Annotated in this window: 13 protein-coding genes and 2 pseudogenes; 14 read left to right on the plus strand and 1 reads right to left on the minus strand. The window is 70.9% G+C overall.

Annotated features, from left to right (window positions below):
• The first annotated feature begins 74 nt into the window (after positions 1–74).
• The 12 genes and pseudogenes from OG390_RS41940 (at position 75) to OG390_RS41995 (ending at position 16,403) form a co-directional block, all read left to right on the plus strand.
• The gene (locus OG390_RS41940; RefSeq protein ID WP_406175291.1) at positions 75–2,465 is read left to right on the plus strand and encodes an MFS transporter; all 2,391 of its coding nucleotides are present in this window, start codon (positions 75–77) and stop codon (positions 2,463–2,465) included.
• Positions 2,466–2,614: 149 nt separating this feature from the next.
• Positions 2,615–5,089, plus strand: coding sequence for a SpoIIE family protein phosphatase (locus OG390_RS41945; RefSeq protein ID WP_406175292.1), 2,475 nt, complete (start codon positions 2,615–2,617; stop codon positions 5,087–5,089).
• A gap of 169 nt (positions 5,090–5,258) precedes the next feature.
• Positions 5,259–5,984 carry a class I SAM-dependent methyltransferase gene (locus OG390_RS41950; protein WP_406175294.1) on the plus strand — a complete coding sequence of 242 codons (726 nt, stop codon included), beginning with the start codon at positions 5,259–5,261 and terminating at the stop codon, positions 5,982–5,984.
• Positions 5,985–6,059: 75 nt separating this feature from the next.
• Positions 6,060–6,893, plus strand: a complete 834-nt coding sequence (locus OG390_RS41955; RefSeq protein WP_406175296.1) for a M55 family metallopeptidase — start codon at positions 6,060–6,062, stop codon at positions 6,891–6,893.
• Positions 6,886–8,190 (plus strand): M20/M25/M40 family metallo-hydrolase, encoded by a 1,305-nt coding sequence (locus OG390_RS41960; protein ID WP_406175297.1) that lies wholly within the window; start codon positions 6,886–6,888, stop codon positions 8,188–8,190. The genes OG390_RS41955 and OG390_RS41960 overlap by 8 nt, the downstream gene beginning before the upstream one ends.
• Before the next feature lie 9 nt (positions 8,191–8,199).
• Positions 8,200–10,173 carry a prolyl oligopeptidase family serine peptidase gene (locus tag OG390_RS41965; protein ID WP_406175298.1) on the plus strand — a complete coding sequence of 658 codons (1,974 nt, stop codon included), beginning with the start codon at positions 8,200–8,202 and terminating at the stop codon, positions 10,171–10,173.
• A gap of 67 nt (positions 10,174–10,240) precedes the next feature.
• Positions 10,241–11,179, plus strand: a complete 939-nt coding sequence (locus OG390_RS41970) for an LD-carboxypeptidase (RefSeq protein WP_406175300.1) — start codon at positions 10,241–10,243, stop codon at positions 11,177–11,179.
• A gap of 180 nt (positions 11,180–11,359) precedes the next feature.
• Positions 11,360–13,175: pseudogene (locus OG390_RS41975) on the plus strand (CocE/NonD family hydrolase).
• 86 nt (positions 13,176–13,261) lie between these two features.
• Positions 13,262–13,510: a DUF1049 domain-containing protein gene (locus tag OG390_RS41980; RefSeq protein ID WP_406175302.1), complete on the plus strand. Its 249-nt coding sequence runs from the start codon at positions 13,262–13,264 to the stop codon at positions 13,508–13,510.
• 25 nt (positions 13,511–13,535) lie between these two features.
• A complete protein-coding gene (locus OG390_RS41985; RefSeq protein WP_406175304.1) occupies positions 13,536–14,084 on the plus strand; it encodes a GNAT family N-acetyltransferase in 549 nt (182 codons plus the stop codon).
• Between the two features lie 108 nt (positions 14,085–14,192).
• Positions 14,193–14,378 (plus strand): annotated as a pseudogene (locus OG390_RS41990) (arginase family protein); the annotation flags it as partial.
• Positions 14,379–14,429: 51 nt separating this feature from the next.
• Complete coding sequence (locus OG390_RS41995) at positions 14,430–16,403, plus strand: DUF5107 domain-containing protein (RefSeq protein ID WP_406175305.1); 1,974 nt, start codon at positions 14,430–14,432, stop codon at positions 16,401–16,403.
• Positions 16,404–16,559: 156 nt separating this feature from the next.
• On the opposite strand, the gene OG390_RS42000 is transcribed toward OG390_RS41995, so the two are convergent.
• A complete protein-coding gene (locus OG390_RS42000) occupies positions 16,560–16,913 on the minus strand; it encodes a VOC family protein (RefSeq protein WP_399079015.1) in 354 nt (117 codons plus the stop codon).
• A gap of 342 nt (positions 16,914–17,255) precedes the next feature.
• On the opposite strand from OG390_RS42000, the gene OG390_RS42005 reads away from it, so the two are divergent.
• Positions 17,256–18,602, plus strand: coding sequence for an NAD(P)/FAD-dependent oxidoreductase (locus tag OG390_RS42005; protein WP_406175307.1), 1,347 nt, complete (start codon positions 17,256–17,258; stop codon positions 18,600–18,602).
• Positions 18,599–20,446 carry a transketolase gene (locus OG390_RS42010; RefSeq protein WP_406175309.1) on the plus strand — a complete coding sequence of 616 codons (1,848 nt, stop codon included), beginning with the start codon at positions 18,599–18,601 and terminating at the stop codon, positions 20,444–20,446. Before OG390_RS42005 ends, OG390_RS42010 begins: the two co-directional genes overlap by 4 nt.
• The last annotated feature ends 162 nt before the right edge of the window (positions 20,447–20,608 follow it).

Genomic DNA, 20,608 nt, shown 5'->3' on the forward strand with positions numbered 1-20,608 from the left:
TAACTCGTCGCGCTAACTGGCAGTTGTCGCGATAAGCGGCAATTGTGCAGTGGGCGCGACGAGGGGAGCGGTACGTGGGCGGGATCACTCTGGTGAAGGACCAACCGGCTGCCGCGCCCCCGCAGGACTCCACTGAGGTGGCGGTCGAGCCCGTCCAACTCGGCCCACGCCAGGTGCGGTTGGTCTTCTTCGGGCTCATGCTCGCCCTGCTGCTCGCCGCGCTGGACCAGATGATCGTGGCCACGGCGCTCCCGAAGATCGTCGGGGAGCTGCACGGTCTGGACAAGATGTCCTGGGCGATCACCGCCTACTTGCTCACCTCCACCGTCGGACTCCCGGTCTACGGCAAGTTCGGCGATCTCTTCGGCCGCAAGGGTGTCTTCCAGTTCGCGATCGCCGTCTTCGTCGTCGGCTCGGCACTCGCCGGATGGTCGCGCACCATGGACGAGTTGATCGCCTTCCGTGCCGTCCAGGGCGTCGGCGCGGGCGGCCTCATGATCGGCGTGCAGGCGATCATCGCGGACATCGTGCCGCCGCGCCAACGCGGGCGCTTCATGGGCCTGATCGGCGCCGCCTTCGGCCTCGCCTCGGTTGCCGGGCCGCTCCTGGGCGGCTACTTCACGGACCACCTCTCCTGGAGGTGGTGTTTCTACATCAACGTGCCCTTCGGCCTGGTCACGCTCGCCGGCGTCACCGTCGTACTGAAGCTGCCGAAGCCCAGCGCCAGGGGTCGCCTCGACCTGCTCGGGGTACTGCTCCTCGCCGCCGCGTCAACGTGCCTGGTGCTGCTCACCAGTTGGGGCGGCACCCAGTATCCGTGGGGCTCGCGGGTCATTCTGGGGCTCGGGGCGGGCGCGCTCGCCGCGACCGTGCTCTTCTTCGTCGCCGAGTACTTCGCGGCCGAACCCCTCATCCCGCTGAGGCTGTTCAAGGACGGCGTCTTCAACACCACCGCTCTGGTGGGCCTGGTCATCGGTGTCGCCCTCTTCGGGGCCGCCAGCTACCTGCCGACCTTCCTGCAGATGGTCGACGGGGCCAGCGCCACCGAGTCCGGATTGCTGATGCTCCCCATGATGGGCGGCATCGTCGGCGCCTCCGTGATCTCCGGGCAGCTCATCAGCCGCACCGGCCGCTACAAGGTCTATCCGGTCCTCGGCAGCGCCCTCTCCGCCCTCGGCATGTGGCTGTTGTCGCGCCTCGAAGTGGACACTCCCCGACTGCACTACAGCATCTGGATGGCGGTGCTGGGCACGGGCATCGGCATGGTGATGCCGGTCCTCATCCTCGCCGTGCAGAACTCCGTACGACCGGCCGACCTCGGCACCGCGACCAGCGCCAACAACTACTTCCGGCAGATCGGCGGCAGCGTCGGAGCCGCCATCTTCGGCACCCTGTTCGCCCATCGGCTCACCGACGCGCTCGCCGATCGTCTCCCCCCGCGCGCGGGGGCCGGTCTTCCGGACTCCGAGTCCCTCACACCACAGCTCGTCCACGCGATGCCCGCCGCCCTGCGCGACGACTACACCGGGGCCTATGCCGACGCCATGCCGCGGATCTTCCTCTACCTCGTGCCCGTGCTCGTCCTGGGCCTGCTCATCGCCTTCTTCCTCAAGGAGAAACCTCTGGTGTCCCACCACACCCCGACCGCCGACCCGGAGTCCGCCCGGGTGAACGCCCATATTCCGCAGGCCCGTTCGGGCTACGCGGCCGGAGTCCCCGTCTGCGGCACGGTGCAGCACCCCGACGGCACCGTCGTGCCACGAGCCGCGCTCACCCTCATCGACGTCGCGGGACAGCAGATCGGGCGAGGCGCCAGCGGCGAGGACGGGCGGTACGCGCTCTCCACGCCCGGCTCGGGGTCGTACGTCCTGATCGCCGCGGCAGGCGGCCACCAGCCGCAAGCCGTCTCGGTGACGGTCGGTGAACGCCCCGTGGAGCTGGACGTCGTCCTCGGCGGCGCGGGCCGCCTCGCCGGAAGCGTGCTGACCGCGGACGGCACCCCGGTGCGCGACGCCACCGTCACGCTCACCAATGTGCACGGTGAGGTGGTGGCCACCACGCGCAGCGGGCGCGAAGGCGGCTATGTGATCACGGAGTTGGTGGCCGGCGAGTACACCCTCGCCGCCAGCGCGCCCGCGTTCCGCCCGGTCGCGCTCCCCGTCACCGTCCAGGCCGCGCGCGAGACCCGCCAGGACGTCGAACTGGCCGGGGGCGCCGTACTGCGTGGCACTGTGCGGGCGGGCGGCGGTCGTCCGGTCGAAGACGCGCGCGTGACGCTCCTGGACGCCGCGGGAAACGTGGTGGACACGCTGACCACCGGCGCAGACGGCACGTTCCGGTTCGTCGACCTGTCCTCCGGTGAGTACACCGTCATCGCGGCGGGCTATCCGCCCGTCGCCACTGTGCTTCAGGTCGCCGGGGGCGGCAGGACGGAACGGGACTTGCGATTGGGTCACGAAGACTAGACAGATGGGGTGTTGTGCGGCCGCCGTGCGCCGGAGCCGCCCCTGGAGAGGTCAATTCCCGTGTTGCCGCACATGGCGACGGGCCGCCGCCGTACGGTAGTGGAGGCGGCACAGATCTTGCGGAGCCGTGGGGAGGAAGGGCCTGGGCCATGGAAAGCGATACAGCTCGGGGCACCGAAGTGGGCACAGCTCCCAGCCGCGGAGCCGGGAACGACGTGGCGGAGCACGCCGCCGTCGGACGCATCCCCCTGGCCGTGGTCGTCGTGGACCGCGACGGTCTGGTGTCGCACTGGAGCACCGGCGCCAGGCGCCTGTTCGGCGCTCCCAAGGAGGACGCGGTGGGCCGCTCCGCCGTCGACCTGCTGCCCGTCTCCGGCGCGCTCCCCGAGGACGGGGACACAGCGCCCTACGGGGCGTACGCGGCGTACGACGGACTCGGCCCCGACCTGGAGTCCTCCCTCGACGGGCGGCTCTCCTACCCGGCCTCCGGGCGCGCCCGGCTCACCACGGTCGGCAGTGATCGGGTCGACGTCCTGTGGTGGGCGTACCCGCTGGTGGGCCCGGGACGGGAGCGCCTGCTCGTCCTCGCCGCCGACGCGGGCGCGATGTGTCACGAGGGCCCCGATGCCGACGAAGCGGCCGTCGAGCGCATCGCACCCGGCTTCGCGCTGCACACCGACTTTCCCGGTGCCGAGGAGCTGGCCCGCAGACTGCCCGAGATCCTGCCCAGCATGAGCGTGGGCGAGAGCGCCCGGATCGTCGCGCAGGTTCTCGAACTCGGCTATCCCGTCCTTGAGTTCAGTCAGAACGACCGGGTGCCCGTCACCCCCGACTGGGGCGTGCCGCGGCGGGCCGAGCGCAAGGCGCGTCGCGAGCGGGTGGCCAGGGCTGCCGCCTCCGGCGAGCCCGTGCCCCAGGCCGTCCAGGACGTGGGCGAGGACCTCGAATACGTCGCCGTGCGCGAGCGTCTGGAGTTTCTCAACGAGGTCAGCGGCCGCATCGGCACCTCCCTGGACCTGGCACAGACCATCCTCGAGGTCAGCCGCGCCGTCGTGCCGCGCTTCACCGATGTGGCGGGCACGTACCTGCGGGAACAGGTCGTCGCGGGTGAGGGCTTCCACGAGGGGGTGCCCGACACGACCACCATGTGGCACCGGGTCGCTCTGGAGCACACGGACGAGCCGGGCCGCTGGGACGACATCGTACCGGTCGGCGAGGCCATGCCCTTTCCGGCGCACACACCGTTCTTCCAGTGCATGACCACCGGTGAGCCCGTCCTCGTGCCACGCATCAGCGAGCAGATGGGGCACATGATCGCCTCGCAGTTCGAGAAGCGCGACATCAGGCCGCTCATCACCAACCGCTCCATGCTGGTCGTGCCCCTGAAGGCCCGCAATGTGGTGCTCGGGTTCATGATCCTGCTGCGCCACCCCGAGCGGGTCGAGTTCAATGACATGGACCGGGTCACCGGCGCCGAACTCGCCGCCCGCGCGGGCCTCGTACTCGACAACGCGCGCATGTACACGTACCAGGAGAGCGTCGCCGAGACCCTCCAGGACAGCATGCTGCCGCACATCGCACCTCGCATGTCCGGGTGCGACATCGCGACCCGATATCTGCCCGGCACGCTCCTCGGGCGGGTCGGCGGCGACTGGTTCGACTCGGTGAAGCTGCCCGGCTCTCGCACCGCCCTGGTCGTCGGCGACGTCATGGGTCACGGCCTCAACTCGGCGGCGATGATGGGTCAGTTGCGTACCGCTGTCCAGACCATGGCCGCACTCGACCTGCCGCCCGCCCAACTGCTGCGCAACCTCGACGACCTCGCCCAGCGGCTCGGCGACAACTACCTCGCGACCTGCCTGTACGCCGTCTACGACCCCATCGCCGGCGAGCTGCACATCGCCAACGCGGGCCACATCCCGCCCGTCCTGGTCCACGCCGCCGACGGGTACAGCGAGCTGCTCGACCTGCCGACGGGGGCGCCCATCGGAGTCGGCGGAGTCCCCTTCGAAGCGGTACGCGTGCGCGTGTCGCCCGGCGACCGGCTCGTGATGTGCACCGACGGACTGGTCGAGGTGCGTGGCGAGGACATCGGAGTCGGCCTCGCCACGCTCTGCGAGTCCGCCGCCCACCCGGCCGCGTCCATGGACGACGCCTGCGACACCATCATCCGCGCGTTGAACACCCGTGGTGGCCGCAAGGACGACGTCGCCCTGCTGATGGCCCGGCTCAACGGCATCGAGCCGGAGGACGTCGCCGAGTGGCGGCTCGCTCTCGACCCCCTCGAAGTGGCCAGGTCACGCGCGATGGTCCGCGAGCAGCTGCACGTGTGGGGCCTGACCGCCCTCGCCGACAGCGCCGAGCTGATGGTCAGCGAGCTCGTCACCAATGCCGTACGGCACGCGCACAGCCGCCGGATCGAGCTGCGGCTCGTCCGGGGCGACACCTTGCTGTGCGAGGTGGACGACGACGATCACACGCTGCCGACGCTGCTCAGCGCCGGGCCCGGCGACGAGTTCGGTCGCGGCCTGCGCGTCGTCAGCACGCTGGCCCGCGAATGGGGGACCAGCCGGACCGGCGCGGGCAAGACCGTGTGGTTCGAACTGACGCTGCCGCGGCGCTGACCCCCTCGCGCGATGCCCGAGAGGGAGGGGGCGGGCGGCGTGCGAAGGGGCACGGGTATCGAATGGGCCGTGAAGGAATGCGCCATCCGCTTGTCGCTACGCGCCGAGCGCGATAGACCGTTCTGGCCTGCCAGGTCCCGGCGGGCTGAGGTCAACCTGGGGAGCGGGCATGAGTGTGACGAGTCGGTACCGAGAAGCCTGGGAGGGTTTTTGGCGGGAGGCTCCCGGTGAACAGGGGGCGGTCTTCTGGGACGCCGAACCCGCACTGACGATCGGCGTCCATCTCCCCCTCTTCGAGCCGCACTTGACGGCCCGTGATCTGCCCGTCGTGGACCTCGGCTGCGGCAATGGCACCCAGACCCGCTTCCTGGCCGACCGCTTTCCCCACGTCCTCGGCGCCGACCTGTCGGCCGCGGCACTCGACCACGCCCGCCTCGCCGACCCGGCGGGCCAGGCCGGGTACCGGCTGCTCGACGCGGCCGAGAAGACCGAGGCAGAGACGCTGCACGCCGAGCTCGGCGACGCCAACGTCTATATGCGCGGTGTTCTCCACCAGGCCGAGCCGGACGACCGGCAGCCGTTGGTGGACGGCCTGGCGACGCTGGTGGGGGAGCGCGGCAGGGTCTTCCTCGTGGAACTCGCCGAGGCCGCCGGACTCGTGCTGAGGGGCCTGGCGCAGAGCACCGACGGGCCGCCGCCCAAGCTCGCTCCGGTCTTCCGGCACGGCATCGCCCCCGGAGACGTCGCGGACGCCGCGGTCCCCGAGTACCTCCGTGCCGCGGGCCTCACGGTCGTCGCGAGCGGCGAACTCCCCCTCGTCACGACCGAGTACAGGGCCGACGGCTCGCGTATCGAACTTCCGTCGAAGTGGCTGGTGGCGGGGCGCACCGGGTGATGCCAGTGGTCTGGGCCGGTGAGAGTTGTCCACAGGCTCTGCCGGGCCCGGGCCGAAGCGCGTACGGTTTCGGGCATGAAGATCCTCATCAGCGCCGACATGGAAGGCGCCACGGGTGTGACCTGGCCGGCCGACGTGCTGCCGGGGACTGCGCAGTGGGAGCGGTGCCGCTCGATGTTCACCTCGGACGTCAACGCCGCCGTGCTCGGCTTCTTCGACGGGGGCGCCGATGAGGTGCTGATCAACGAAGCCCACTCGACCATGCGGAACCTGCTCCTTGAGCGACTGGACGAGAGAGCGGAGATGCTCACCGGGCGGCACAAGTCGCTGTCCATGGTGGAGGGCGTGCAGCACGACGACGTGGACGGCATCGCGTTCGTCGGCTACCACGCGGGCGCCGGCATGGAGGGCGTCCTCGCGCACACCTATCTGGCGAACTCCATCACCGGCGTGTGGGTGAACGACATACGAGCCAGCGAGGGACTGCTCAACGCGCACGTCGTCGCCGAGTACGGGGTACCGATCGTGCTCGTCACCGGCGACGACGTGGCCTGTGAGGACGCGCTGGGATACGCGCCCGAGGCGCTGAAGGTCGCCGTCAAGGACCATGTGTCGCGCTACGCGGCGGTGTGCCGTACGCCGTCCAGGACCGCCGCCGACATCAGGGCCGCCGCCAAGGAGGCCGCCTCTCTGGCGGTGCGTCATGAGCCCGTCGTCGGCGGCCCGTTCACCGTCGCCCTGGAGTTCGACGCCGAGCACTTGTCGATGGCCGCCACCGTCGTGCCCGGTGTCGAGCGCATCGGGGAGCGGAAGGTGGTGTACACCAGCGACACCATGTACGAGGGGATCCGCACCTTCAAGGCGGTCACCACGATCGTCTCGGCCGCGGTGGAGGAGCAATATGGCTGACGCACTGGCCCTCGACGAAGTCGTCCGGTTCACGTCCGACCTCATCCGTATCGACACGACCAACCGAGGCGGCGGGGACTGCCAGGAGCGCCCGGCCGCCGAGTACGCCGCCACTCGGCTCTCCGAAGCGGGCCTGGAGCCCACACTCCTGGAGCGCACGAAGGGGCGTACGAACGTCGTCGCCCGTATCGAGGGCACCGACCCGTCCGCCGAGGCCCTGCTCGTCCACGGCCATCTGGATGTCGTGCCCGCGCAGGCGCAGGACTGGAGCGTGCACCCGTTCTCCGGGGAGATCCGCGACGGTGTCGTCTGGGGGCGCGGCGCGGTCGACATGAAGAACATGGACGCGATGATCCTGGCCGTCGTCCGCGCGTGGGCGCGCGATGGGGTACGGCCTCGCCGCGACATCGTCATCGCGTTCACCGCGGACGAGGAGGCGAGCGCCGAGGACGGCTCGGGGTTCCTCGCCGATCAGCACCCCGGACTCTTCGAGGGCTGCACGGAGGGCGTCAGCGAGTCGGGGGCCTTCACCTTCCACGACGGCGGCGGCAGGCAGTTGTATCCGATCGCGGCCGGCGAGCGCGGCACCGGCTGGCTCAAGCTCACCGCACACGGGCGGGCGGGGCACGGCTCCAAGGTGAACCGGAGCAATGCGGTGACGCGGCTCGCCGCCGCGATCACACGGATCGGGGCGTACGAGTGGCCGCTGCGGCTCACCCCGACCGTGCGCGCGGCACTGACCGAACTCGCCGCTCTCTACGGCATCGACGGTGACCTCGACGATGTGGACGGCCTCCTGGAGAAGCTCGGTCCCGCCGCCGCGCTCGTCGAGGCGACGGTGCGCAACAGCTCCAACCCGACCATGCTGAGCGCCGGTTACAAGATCAACGTCATTCCGGGGGAGGCTGTCGCGTACGTGGACGGCAGATACCTGTTCGGCGGCGAGGATGAGTTCCGCACCACCCTCGACAGGCTCACCGGACCGGACGTGGAGTGGGAGTTCCACCATCGTGAGGTGGCCCTCCAGGCGCCGGTGGATTCGGTGACGTACGCGAAGATGCGTGCGGCAGTCGAGGAGTTCGCGCCCGAGGGCCATGTGGTGCCGTACTGCATGTCGGGCGGCACGGACGCCAAGCAGTTCTCGCGCCTCGGCATCACCGGATACGGCTTCGCGCCGCTGAAGCTCCCGGAGGGCTTCGACTACCAGGCGCTCTTCCACGGCGTCGACGAGCGTGTGCCGGTCGAGGCGCTCCACTTCGGCGTCCGCGTTCTCGACCGCTTTCTGCGCACGGCCTAGGGGGACGGGATGCAGAGCCTGGCATACGGTTCGTGGCCTTCGCCGATCGACGCGACGCTCGCCGCTGCGCACGACGGGCACGCCGAGTTCGTGGACTTCGTGGACGAGGAGGCGTGGTGGACCGAACCGCGGCCGACGGAAGGCGGACGGCGCGCGCTCGTACGGCGCAGGGCCGACGGCACGGAGGAGCCGGTGCTGCCGGCCCCCTGGAATGTACGCAGCCGCGTCATCGAGTACGGCGGCCACCCCTGGGCCGCGGTCATGAGCCCCGAGGGTCCGCTGGTCGTCTTCGTCAACTTCGCCGATCAGCGGCTGTATCTGTACGAGGCCGGTAGCGAGCCAGTGCCGTTGACACCCGTGTCGCCCGTGGGTGACGGGCTGCGCTGGGTGGACCCGCAGTTGCGGGTGGAGCGCGGTGAAGTGTGGTGCGTACTGGAGGAGTTCACCGGGGACGGGCCGACGGATGTACGGCGGGTCGTCGCCGCGGTGCCCCTGGACGGGTCCGCCGCACAAGACCGGGACGCCGTGCGGGAGCTGACCGACGGGCGGCACCGTTTCGTCACCGGCCCGCGTCTCTCGCCCGACGGGCGGCAGGCGGCCTGGCTCGCCTGGGACCACCCTCGGATGCCGTGGGACGGGACGGAGGTGGTTCTCGCGGACGTCGCCGCCGACGGGACGCTGCGCGCCGCGCGGTCCGTGGCCGGCGGCGCGGAGGAGTCCGTCGTCCAGGTCGACTGGGCACCCGACGGATCGCTGCTGTACGTCAGTGACCGCACCGGCTGGTGGAACCTGTACCGGCTCGGCCGGGACGGCGAGGAGGCGGCCGTCTGCCCGCGCGAGGAGGAGTTCGGCGGCTCGCTGTGGCGGATCGGGTACCGCTGGTTCGCACCGCTGGAGAGCGGGCTGATCGCCGTCGTCCACGGGCGGGGCGCCACCGCGCTCGGGGTACTGGACCCGGAGACCGGTGAGGTCGTCGACGCGGCGGGACCCTGGACCGAGTTCGCCCCGACGCTCGCCGCGCACGGCAGCAGAGTCGTGGGCGTCGGCGCCAGCCCCCGCAGCGCCTACGAGGTCGTCGAGCTGGACGCCCGCACCGGGCGGGCTCGGGTGATCGGTGCCGCGCACGACGACCCGGTGGACCCCGCGTACTACCCGGAGCCGCAGATCCGCACCTTCACCGGACCCGCGGGGCGCGAGATCCACGCGCACATCTACCCACCGCACCACCCCGACCACGTGGCCCCCGGCGACGAACTGCCCCCGTACGTCGTCTGGGCACACGGCGGTCCCACCGGCCGGTCGCCCCTCGTCCTCGACCTGGAGATCGCCTACTTCACCTCGCGCGGGATCGGCGTCGCCGAGGTCAACTACGGTGGCTCGACGGGACACGGGCGGGAGTACCGCAACCGGCTGCGCGAGCAGTGGGGCGTCGTCGACGTCGAGGACTGCGCGGCCGTCGCGCTCGCGCTCGCCGAAGAGGGCACCGCCGACCGCAGGCGGCTCGCCATCCGTGGGGGCAGCGCGGGCGGCTGGACGACCGCCGCGTCCCTGACGAGCACCGATGTGTACGCCTGCGGCACGATCCTCTATCCGATCCTCGACCTCGTCGGATGGGGTTCGGGGGAGACCCACGATTTCGAGTCGCAGTATCTGGAGTCGCTGGTCGGGCCGATCGCCGACGTGCCCGGCCGGTATGTGGAGCGCTCGCCCTCCGAGCACGCCGACCGGATCACAGCGCCCTTCCTGCTGCTCCAGGGACTCGACGACGCCATTTGCCCGCCCGTGCAGTGCGAGCGGTTCCTGGCCAGGCTGGAGGAACAGGGGCGACGCGTTCCGCACGCCTACATCGCCTTCGAGGGGGAGGGGCACGGCTTCCGGCGGGCGGAGACGATGGTGCGAGTGCTGGAGTCCGAACTCTCGCTGTACGCACAGGTCTTCGGGCTGAACCCGGCCGGGATCCCCACCTTGGAGCTGGCCAAGTGAGACCGTTCGGCCGGCATGTGGGCCAGAATGTCGATCGGGACTTCGAACAGGATCTGGAGCACACCGAGTGACCTCACCAACCCCCCTGACCCGGCCCGCGCGGCTCGTCGCAGGGGCCCGCGTCGCCGTCGTGGCGCCCAGTGGACCCGTGCCCGAGGAGCGGCTCCAGGCCGGTCTCGACATCCTGCGGGGCTGGGATCTCGAAGCGGTGGTGGCACCCCATGTCCTGGACCGGCACGCCGAGTTCGACTACCTGGCGGGCACGGACGCGGACCGGGCCGCGGATTTCCAGGCCGCGTGGTGCGACCCGGACGTCGCCGCGGTGCTGTGCGCCCGTGGCGGGTACGGTGCGCAGCGGATGGTCGACCTCCTCGACTGGGACGCCATACGGGCCGCGGGGCCCAAGGTGTTCGTCGGGTACAGCGACATCACAGCGCTGCACGAGGCGTTCGCGACCCGTGTAGGCCTCGCGACCCTGCAGGGACCGATGGTGGCGGCCGTCGACTTCCTCAAGAGCGCACGGGCGCAGCAGCATCTGCGGGCGACGCTCTTCGAGCCGGAGTCGGTGCGGACCATCGCGTCGGGCGAGGGCACCGCGCTGGTGCCGGGACGAGCCCGGGGCGTGACCCTCGGCGGCTGTGTGAGCCTGCTCGCCGCCGATCTGGGCACACCGCACGCCCGTGCCTCGGCCCGGGGAGGGCTGCTCCTGATCGAGGACATCGGGGAGGAGGCCTACCGGCTGGACCGGATCCTGACCCAGCTCCTGCGGGCCGGATGGCTCGACGGCGTCGCCGGGATCGCGCTCGGTTCATGGGTGGACTGCGGTCCGTACGAGGGGCTGCGCGCGGTCTTCGCCGACCGACTCGGCGGGCTCGGTGTGCCGGTCGTCGAGCACTTCGGGTTCGGGCACTGCGAGGGCGCGCTCACGATTCCGTTCGGGCTCCGGGCCGAACTCGACGCGGACGCGGGGACGTTGACGCTGGACGAGCCCGCGCTCGTCCAGTAAGCCCTTCACTGAATCTCCGTCAAGAAACACTCGGCACGGTGATTGACCTCGTCTGACACGTGTCACGGCATGACTACCGACCGGTAAGTACCGGCCGGTAGTCGGGTTGTCCTCAGTGTGGAGGTCTACGTGTCCCGTCGCTCGCGTGTGCCCAGATCCCGATCCCGTGCCTCGCTCGCCCTGGCCCTCGGTGCCGCGCTCACCGCCCCGCTCGCGCTCACCGCCCCGCTCGCGCTCACCGCCCCGCTCGCGCTCACCGCCCCGCTCGCGCTCACCGCCCCGCTCGCGCTCACCTCGCCCGCCTCGGCCACGGGCCGATACACCGTCACCGCCCTGAAGTTCACGATCCAGGCCGACGACCGCGCCTGCACGATCGACGCCGATCTGTACCGGCCCGCGGGCGTGGACCGCGAGCACACCGCGCCCGCCGTGCTCGCCACCAACGGCTTCGGCGGCAGCAAGTCGGACGGTTCGACGGACGCGATCGGCAAGGCGTTCGCGGCGCGTGGCTATGTGGGGCTCGTCTACTCGGGGCTCGGCTTCGGCAGGTCGGGCTGTCTGATCTCCCTCGACGATCCGCGCATCGACGGCGTGGCCGCGTCCCGGCTCGTCGACTTCCTGGCGGGCGCGCGGACTGCAGACGACGGCACCAAGGCCGACTACGTCACCCGGGACGGCAAGGGTGATCCGCGCGTCGGCATGATCGGCGGCTCGTACGGGGGCGCCGTCCAGATGGCCACGGCCGCCGTGGACCACCGCGTGGACGCGCTGGTCCCACTGATCACCTGGAACGACCTGGCGTACTCGCTGGATCCGAACAACGCGCGCGGCGCGACCGACGTGCCCGGCGCCTTCAAATGGCAGTGGGCCAACGGCTTCTACCTGATCGGTGAGAGCCAGCCACTGACCGAGCCGAACCTCGACCCCTCCCGGATCAACTCCCTCGCCTGCCTGCACTTCGTGACCGACGCCTGCGACACGGTGCGGACCCTGAACTCGGGGAGCTACCCGGCCGCCAGGACCGGACCGCTGCTTCGATACGCCCGCAGCGTGTCGCCCGTCTCGTACCTGCGCCACGTGCAGGCGCCGACCCTCCTGGTCCAGGGGCAGGCCGACAGCCTCTTCAATCTCAACGAGGCGACAGCGACGTACAACACGCTCAAGGCGCAGGGCGCCCCGACGAAGCTGATCTGGCAGTCGTGGGGGCACAGCGGCGGGCTCACCGACCCGGCGACCGGTGAACTCAACCTGGCTCAGGGCAACTTGGAGACCGAGTTATGTCGGCAGGCGGATCCTGGCCTGGTTCGACCGCTATCTCCAGCACCGCAAGGGCGTCGACACGGGGCCGGCCTTCGCGTACTACCGCGACTGGATCGCCGACTCGAACAACACGTACGCCACGGCCTCGCGGGTGCCCGCGCTCACGCAGAACCTCTACCTCTCCGGTGACGGCAAGCTGGTGGACAACCGCAAGAAGGTCGCGCACGGCAGCCGGGAGTACCGCAACCGGCTGGTGCCGACGAGCCACTCCGAGAGCTCCCTCGCCGGGATCGTCGGGCTGCCCGACCCGGCGCCGTACGACACCGCGGGCACCTACCTCGGCTGGACGAGCGAGCCCCTGAGCCGGGCGGTCGAGGTGGTCGGCGCGCCCAGGGCCACGCTGAAGGTCGTCTCGCCGAAGACCGAGCGTGTGCAGAACTCCGGCAACGCCGCCGACAAACTGGTCCTCTTCGCCAAGCTGTACGACGTGGCGCCCGACGGCACGAAGACGCTGGTGCACCGGCTGGTCGCGCCGGTGCGGGTGCCGGACGTGACGAAGAGGTTCACCGTCACGTTGCCGGGGATCGTGCACCGGTACGAGGCGGGGCACCGCCTCCAGTTCGTCGTCGCCGCCAGTGACGACGCGTACTTCGGGAGCAGGGGGGCCAAACCGGTGACGGTCACCAGCGCGCCCGGCGACACGGGGGTACTGCGGCTGCCGGTCGTCGGGAACTGAACGCCTCGCCGTCGGGGCTCGGCCCGGGATCACCCGGAGGAACCTGTCACCGCGCGGGCCGGCACCTCGCGACTCACGCTGGGCGCATGAGTCCGAAGACCACCCAGAGTGCCGGCCCGAGCGGCGGAACGCGCAGTGGCGGGCAGCTCACACCCGGCAGGGTCGGTGTCGCCACACTGGCCCTGCTCGCCCTGATCTTCGTCTGCGAGAACACCCGCGGTACCAAGATCCGGTTGTGCATTCCGGAGGTGACCATGCCGCTGTGGAGGGCACTTCTGGGTACCGGCGTGATCGGCGGCCTGTGCGGGGCGTACGCGGTGAAGCGCCGAGGCTGAACGCGCGCTCGCGTAGGGTGACGGGATGCCTGACAACGTCCACTGTCTCGCCGAAGGCCCTCGTGTGGGCATACGCCACTTCACGTACGAGGACGGTGTGGAGTTCACCGCCCGGGCCCGGGAGAGCGAGGGTCTGCACCGGCCGTGGCTCTTTCCGCCCGGCAGCGCCGACGCCTATGCCGCATACGCGCGGCGGCTCATCGAGGATCCGACGAAGGCCGGGTTCCTCGTCTGCGAACGGGACGGAGGCGGCATCGCCGGGTTCATCAACATCAACAACATTGTCGAGGGCGGCTTCCTGTGCGGGGCGCTCGGGTACGGCGCCTTCGCGCACGCGGCGGGGCGCGGTCTGATGGCCGAGGGGCTCGGGCTCGTGGTGCGGTACGCCTTCGGGAAGATGGGGCTGCACCGGCTCGAAATCAACGCGCAGCCTCAGAACGCCGCCTCCATCGCGCTCGCCCGGCGCTGCGGCTTCCGACTGGAGGGCTTCTCGCCGGACTTCATCTACATCGACGGGGCCTGGCGGGACCACGAGCGGTGGGCGATCACGGCGGAGATGGTCTCTTCCCGCTGAGCTCTTCTCCGGTGAGGATGAGCTCCATGCGGAACATCGTCGTGCTCGACGCCCCGTCCAACCCGGGCCTGTGCCCGCCCGCGCCCGGAACCGTCCGAGTGTCATGCCGCCGTGGCCAGCCCGGACCCCGACGGACTGCTTCCCGACGTACTCCTCGCCCTGCTGCGCCCATTGGTGACGTCCCCGCACTGCGTCGGCGTCAACGTCACCATCTACGACCCCGATGTCGACCCGGAGGGCACGGCGGGGGAGTTGCTCGCGGACCTCGTCGCCGCCGCCTTTGCGGAATCCTGACCGGATCCTGACGAGCGGAGACCCTGGTCAGCTCCTCGATGACCATGTTCCATGGTCATCGTGACGACGATCCGACGTGACGTACTGACGATTCCCGCCGCCGAGTTGGGTCCGAGCAACCCGTTGCCGCCGCTCCGGCCGCTCGACGAGATGCACCGTATCGATGAACGGGACAAGGACGGCCTGCCGCGCGACATGGCCCGCCAGATCGGCTACGAGCCGCTGCGCAGTGTCCTGCCCGAGCGCATCCGGGACGGGTACGAAAGACAGCGGGCGGCGCGCGAGATGGACACGATCGTGATCGAGAACGACCGGCTGCGGGCCACCGTGCTGCCCGGCTACGGGGGCCGCGTCGGCTCGCTCTTCCACAAGCCGTCCCAGCGTGAACTCCTCTACCGCAACCCGGTGTTGCAGCCCGCCTGCTTCGCCCTCAACGGAGCCTGGTTCTCCGGCGGCATCGAGTGGAACATCGGCGCGACGGGCCACACCACTTTGTCCTGCTCACCCGTCCACGCCGCGCGCGTCCCCGCCCCCGACGGCGGCGAGATGCTCCGGCTGTGGGAATGGGAGCGGCTGCGCGACCTCCCCTTCCAGGTCGACCTGTGGCTGCCGGACGGCTCCGACTTCCTGTACGTCGGCGTCCGCATCCGCAACCCGCACGAGAAACCCGCGCCCGTGTACTGGTGGACCAACATCGCGGTTCCCGAGGAGCGCAGGGTGCTGGCACCGGCCGACGAGGCATGGCACTTCGGATACGAGCGGCGGTTGCGGCGGGTGCCTGTACCGGAGTTCGAGGAGGTCGACCGGACGTATCCGCTGAACAGCACCTTCCCCGCCGACTACTTCTACGAGGTTCCCGACGGCCGGCGACGCTGGATCGCCGCGCTCGACGACGCCGGCGACGGGCTTGTGCAGACGTCCACCGACGTACTGCGCGGACGCAAGCTGTTCGTCTGGGGCTCCGGTCCGGGCGGGCGGCGCTGGCAGGAGTGGCTCACCGAGCCGGGGACCGGCGGATACTGCGAGATCCAGGCCGGGCTCGCCCGCACCCAGCTCGAACATGTGCGGCTCGACGCGGAGAGCGACGTGTCCTGGCTGGAGGCCTACGGACCGTTGGCCGTGGACGCGGAGGCGGTGCACGGGGCGGACTGGGAGGCCGCGCGGGCGGAGGCCGAGACCCGGCTCGAAGCCTCCCTTCCCCGGGGTGACGTCGACGCCGCGTACGACGCCTGGTTGCCGCACGCCGACGCCGAGCCCGGTGAGGTGCTCGCGGTCGGATCCGGCTGGGGAGCGCTCGAAGTGCGCCGGGCCGCCTACAAGTTGCCGGGTACGCCCTTCGACGCGTCCACGCTGGGTGACGCGCAGGCCCCATGGCTGGAGCTGCTGCGGTCCGGTGCGTTCCCCGAGCCGCGGCGGGTCGGTCCGCCCGGCGAGACCCTGGTCGCCTCGCACTGGCGCGACATGCTCGAGACCGCGCCCGCCGCGCCGCTCGCCGAATACCACCTCGGCGTTGCCCAGTGGCACGCCGGCGATCTGGCACAGGCGGTGCGAAGTTGGGAACGAGCACTCGAACTCGCCCCGTCCCTCTGGCCGTTGCTGCGCTGTCTCGCCGTAGCCGACCAGGAAGCAGGCAACCGGGAGCGGGCCGCCGATCGGTACGCCGAGGCGTTCGACGATCTGTGCCGGGAGCGGCGGGACAACGGTGAGGTCTGGACCGCGGCCACGGCGGCACTGGGGCGTGAGGCGATGGGAGCCCTGCTCGCGGTGCGGCGGGTGGCGGATGCGCGAGCCGTTTGGGAACGGCTTCGGCCCGCTACGCGCTCGCGTGGGCGGTTCCGGTTGATCGAGGCGCAGTTGTTGCTGGCGGAGGGGGAGGTGGGGGCGGCTCGGGAGGTCTTCGACGCGGGGTTCGACGTTGCGGATCTTCGGGAGGGGGCCGAAGTGATTTCCGAGCTGTGGGCTCGGCTGACGGATGAGCCGCTCCCGGGGCGGTACGAGTTCCGGATGCGGCCGCCGGGCGACTGACCGTGGGGTTTCTTCGCCCCTTCTGCCCTACCCCTTGCATGCCACGCAGTTCCCCGCGCCCCCTTTAGCGGCGCGGGGAACTGCGCAGTCTTTCGGCGGGGGTCCGGGGCGCAGCCCCCAGGTACGGGACGGGCAGGGGCGGAGGGGGCGAAAAGCCTACTCGGTCGCCCGGCGGTCCACGTACTCGTACACCGTCCCGTCCGGATGCATCGCGATCAGGTTGCGGCCCACCGGCGTCGCGACCGGCCCCGCCAGGATGCGGGCGCCCGAGTCACTGAGGACCCGGTGAGCCTCGTCGACGTCCTTGACGGCGATGGTCGCCGCGACCTTGCGCAGGACGTCCAGCTCGGCCTCGGGCCCGCTCATCAGGAGGAAGCAGCCGATCGCGGCGACCGAGACGCCGCCACGCTCGAAGCGGAGGGCGCTCCCGCCCGCGAGTCTTTCGTAGAAGGGGACCGAGGCCTCCAGGTCGTCGACGCAGATACGCAGCGTGGCTCCCAGAATCTCCATGTGCAGGAGCCTAGTTGGGTCCGACACAGGAGGAGATCGTTTCGCGCGGACAGAGGGCTCGGCCCAGACGATCGGGAGAGGAGACACCGTCTGGACCGAGAGATCAACAGACCGAGCGACCGTGCGACCAGCGGGCCGACCGGGCGAGCCGGCAACCGGGCCACCCGGCAACCGGGCCACCCGGCAACCGGGCGACCCGGCGACAGGGTGTCGCACGGGGCGCGGTCATCGGTCGGGTAACCGGGAAGCGTGTCCCGAAACGTCCCGTGCCCCCGCGTTTGGGTGCCCTGGCCAGGGGGACGCGGAAAGCCTCGTACGAGCGACACCGCCGGAGGCGAAAACGTGAGTCGACCCCGCATTCTGATCGTCGGTGCCGGTTTCGCCGGGTATCGGACGGCCCGCACTCTGTCGCGGCTGACCCGGCACAAGGCCGACATCACCCTTCTGAACCCGACCGACTACTTTTTGTATCTGCCCCTGCTGCCCCAGGTCGCCGCGGGGGTCCTGGAGCCACGCCGTGTCACCGTCTCGCTCTCGGGCACGCTGCCCCACGTACGGCTGGTGCTGGGTGAGGCCGACGGCGTCGACCTCGAGGCGCGCTCCGTGCACTACACGGATCCGGAGGGCGACGGGGGCACGCTGACGTACGACCGACTCGTGCTCGCCGTCGGCAGCGTCAACAAGCTGTTGCCGGTGCCGGGTGTCGCCGAGTACGCCCACGGTTTCCGGGGGCTGCCCGAAGCGCTGTATCTACGGGATCACGTGACCCGGCAGGTGGAGCTGGCCGCCGCGTCCGACGACCCCAAGCGCTGCGCCTCGCGGTGCACCTTCGTGGTGGTCGGCGCCGGGTACACGGGGACGGAGGTCGCGGCGCAGGGGCAGTTGTTCACCGACGCGCTGATACGGAAACAGCCGCTGCGCGAGGGCATACGGCCGCGCTGGCTGCTGCTCGACATCGCGCCGCGCGTGCTGCCGGAGCTGGACGAGCGGCTCTCGCGCACCGCCGACCGGGTGCTGCGGCAGCGCGGCGTCGACGTGCGCACGGGGACCTCGGTCCAGGAGGCCACGCCCAGCGGGGTCCGGCTCAGCGACGGGGAGTTCGTCGATACGCGGACGCTCGTGTGGTGTGTCGGGGTCCGACCCGATCCGCTGGTCGAGGGGCTCGGCCGGTCCCTCGAGCGGGGGCGGCTGCTCGTCGATCCGTATCTTCAAGTGCCTGGCCAACCAGAGGTGTTCGCGTGCGGGGACGCGGCCGCCGTACCCGATCTGGAGAAGCCGGGCGAGTACACGCCGATGACCGCTCAGCACGCCTGGCGGCACGGGAAGGTCGCGGGCCGCAATGTGGCCGCCTCGCTCGGCATCGGCGGCCGTCGCGCCTATCGCCACCGGGACCTGGGCTTCACCGTCGACCTCGGCGGCGCGAAGGCGGCCGCCAACCCGCTCGGCGTCCCGCTGTCGGGACCGCTCGCCGGAGCCGTCACCCGTGGCTACCACCTCGCCGCGATGCCCGGAAACCGTATCCGCGTCGCGGCCGACTGGCTGCTGGACGCCGTACTGCCGCGCCAGGCCGTGCAGTTGGGTCTGGTCCGCTCGTGGTCGGTGCCGCTGGACACCGCCTCGCCGGAGCTGGCGAGGGTGCCCGGCGCACCCGGGAAGCCCGAGAGCCGACCGCAAGGAGAGTCGTCATGAACACCCGTCAACTCATCGATCTCGCCCAGCAGTTGCGTGTGGACAGCGTGCGCGCCTCCGCCGCCGCCGGCTCCGGGCACCCCACGTCCTCCATGTCCGCCGCGGATCTGATGGCGGTGCTGATGGCCCGCCATCTGCGCTACGACTTCGAACGCCCCCAGCACCCCGGCAACGACCGCTTCGTGCTCTCCAAGGGGCACGCCTCACCGCTGTTGTACGCCGCGTACAAGGCGGCCGGGGCCATCAGCGAGACCGAGCTGCTCACCTTCCGCAAGCTGGGCAGCCGGCTCGAAGGGCATCCGACCCCGCAGCGGCTGCCATGGGTCGAGACGGCCACCGGCTCACTCGGACAGGGGCTGCCCGTCGGGGTCGGCATCGCGCTGGCCGGGAAGCGCCTGGACCGTACGGGATACCGGGTCTGGGTCCTGTGCGGCGACAGCGAACTCGCCGAGGGCTCCATATGGGAGGCCGCCGAGCACGCCGGATACGAGCACCTCGACAACCTCATCACGATCGTCGACGTCAATCGCCTCGGCCAGCGCGGGCCGACCCGGCACGGGCACGACCTGGACGCGTACGCCCGCCGGTTCCAGGCCTTCGGGTGGCACACCGTCGAGATCGACGGGCACGACGTCGACGCCATCGACCGCGCGTACGCCGAGGCCGAGTCCACCGCCGGACAGCCGACCGCGATCATCGCCCGCACGCTCAAGGGCAAGGGCGTCGCTTCGGTCCAGGACCGCGAGGGCCTGCACGGCAAGCCACTGCCGGACGCCGACGAGGCGATCGCGGAACTCGGCGGCGTGCACGACCGCCGGGTGGAGGTCCCCTCGCCGCCCGCCGCAAGGATGCTGCACGCCGTACGGTCCGGCCACCTCGACCTGCCCCGCTACGAGCTCGGCGACAAGGCCGCCACCCGTGACGCCTACGGACAGGCGCTCGCGGCGCTCGGTACCGCCCGTGGCGACATCGTCGCCCTGGACGGCGAGGTGAGCGACTCGACGCGTGCCGAGTTCTTCGCCAAGGAGCACCCCGACCGCTTCTTCGAGTGCTACATCGCCGAGCAGCAGCTGGTCGCGACCGCGGTCGGCATGGCCGCGCGCGGCTGGGTGCCGTACGCCTCGACCTTCGCGGCCTTCCTCAGCCGTGCGTACGACTTCGTCCGCATGGCTGCGATCAGCGGCTCCGGGATCAACCTCGTCGGCTCGCACGCGGGTGTCTCCATCGGCCAGGACGGGCCCTCGCAGATGGGCCTGGAGGACCTGGCGATGTTCCGCGCGGTGCACGGCTCGACCGTGCTGTACCCGTGCGACGCCAACCAGACCGCGAAGCTCGTCGGCACGATGGCGGGCCTGGCGGGCATCCGCTATCTTCGCACCTCGCGCGGGGACACTCCCGTCATCTACAGCCCCACCGAGGAGTTCCCGGTCGGCGGTAGCAAGGTGCTGCGGGCCTCCGGCGAGGACCGGCTGACCCTGGTCGCGGCGGGTGTCACCGTCCACCAGGCCCTGGCCGCCGCCGAGGCGCTCGAGCGCGAGGGCATCCGGGCGCGGGTCGTCGACCTCTACTCGGTCAAGCCCGTCGACCGCACCACCCTGCGCGAGGCAGCCGAGGACACGCGGTGCCTCATCACCGTGGAGGACCATCGCGAGGAGGGCGGCATCGGCGACGCGGTCCTCGACGCCTTCCTCGACGGCCGTCCGGTGCCGCGTCTGGTGCGCCTCGCCGTGCGGACGATGCCGGGTTCGGCCACACCCGCCGAGCAGCTGCACGCCGCGGGCATCGATGCGGAGTCGATCGCGGCGGCAGCGCGACTGCTGGTGGAGACGGCCATCGTGCCCTGACAGCTGTCGCGTCCCGGCCAGGCCCAAAAGGTCGTGACGGCCATTCATTCTCGAAGCGAAGCCGGCCGCAAACGCCGTCCACAAAGAGCGTCCGCAAACACCGGCCGCAAAGAGAAACGGTGCCTGCAAGAATCGACTGCAAAGACAAAGAACATGAAAAGC

The sequence above is a fragment of the Streptomyces sp. NBC_00996 genome, assembly GCF_045162675.1.
Lineage (GTDB): Bacteria > Actinomycetota > Actinomycetes > Streptomycetales > Streptomycetaceae > Streptomyces.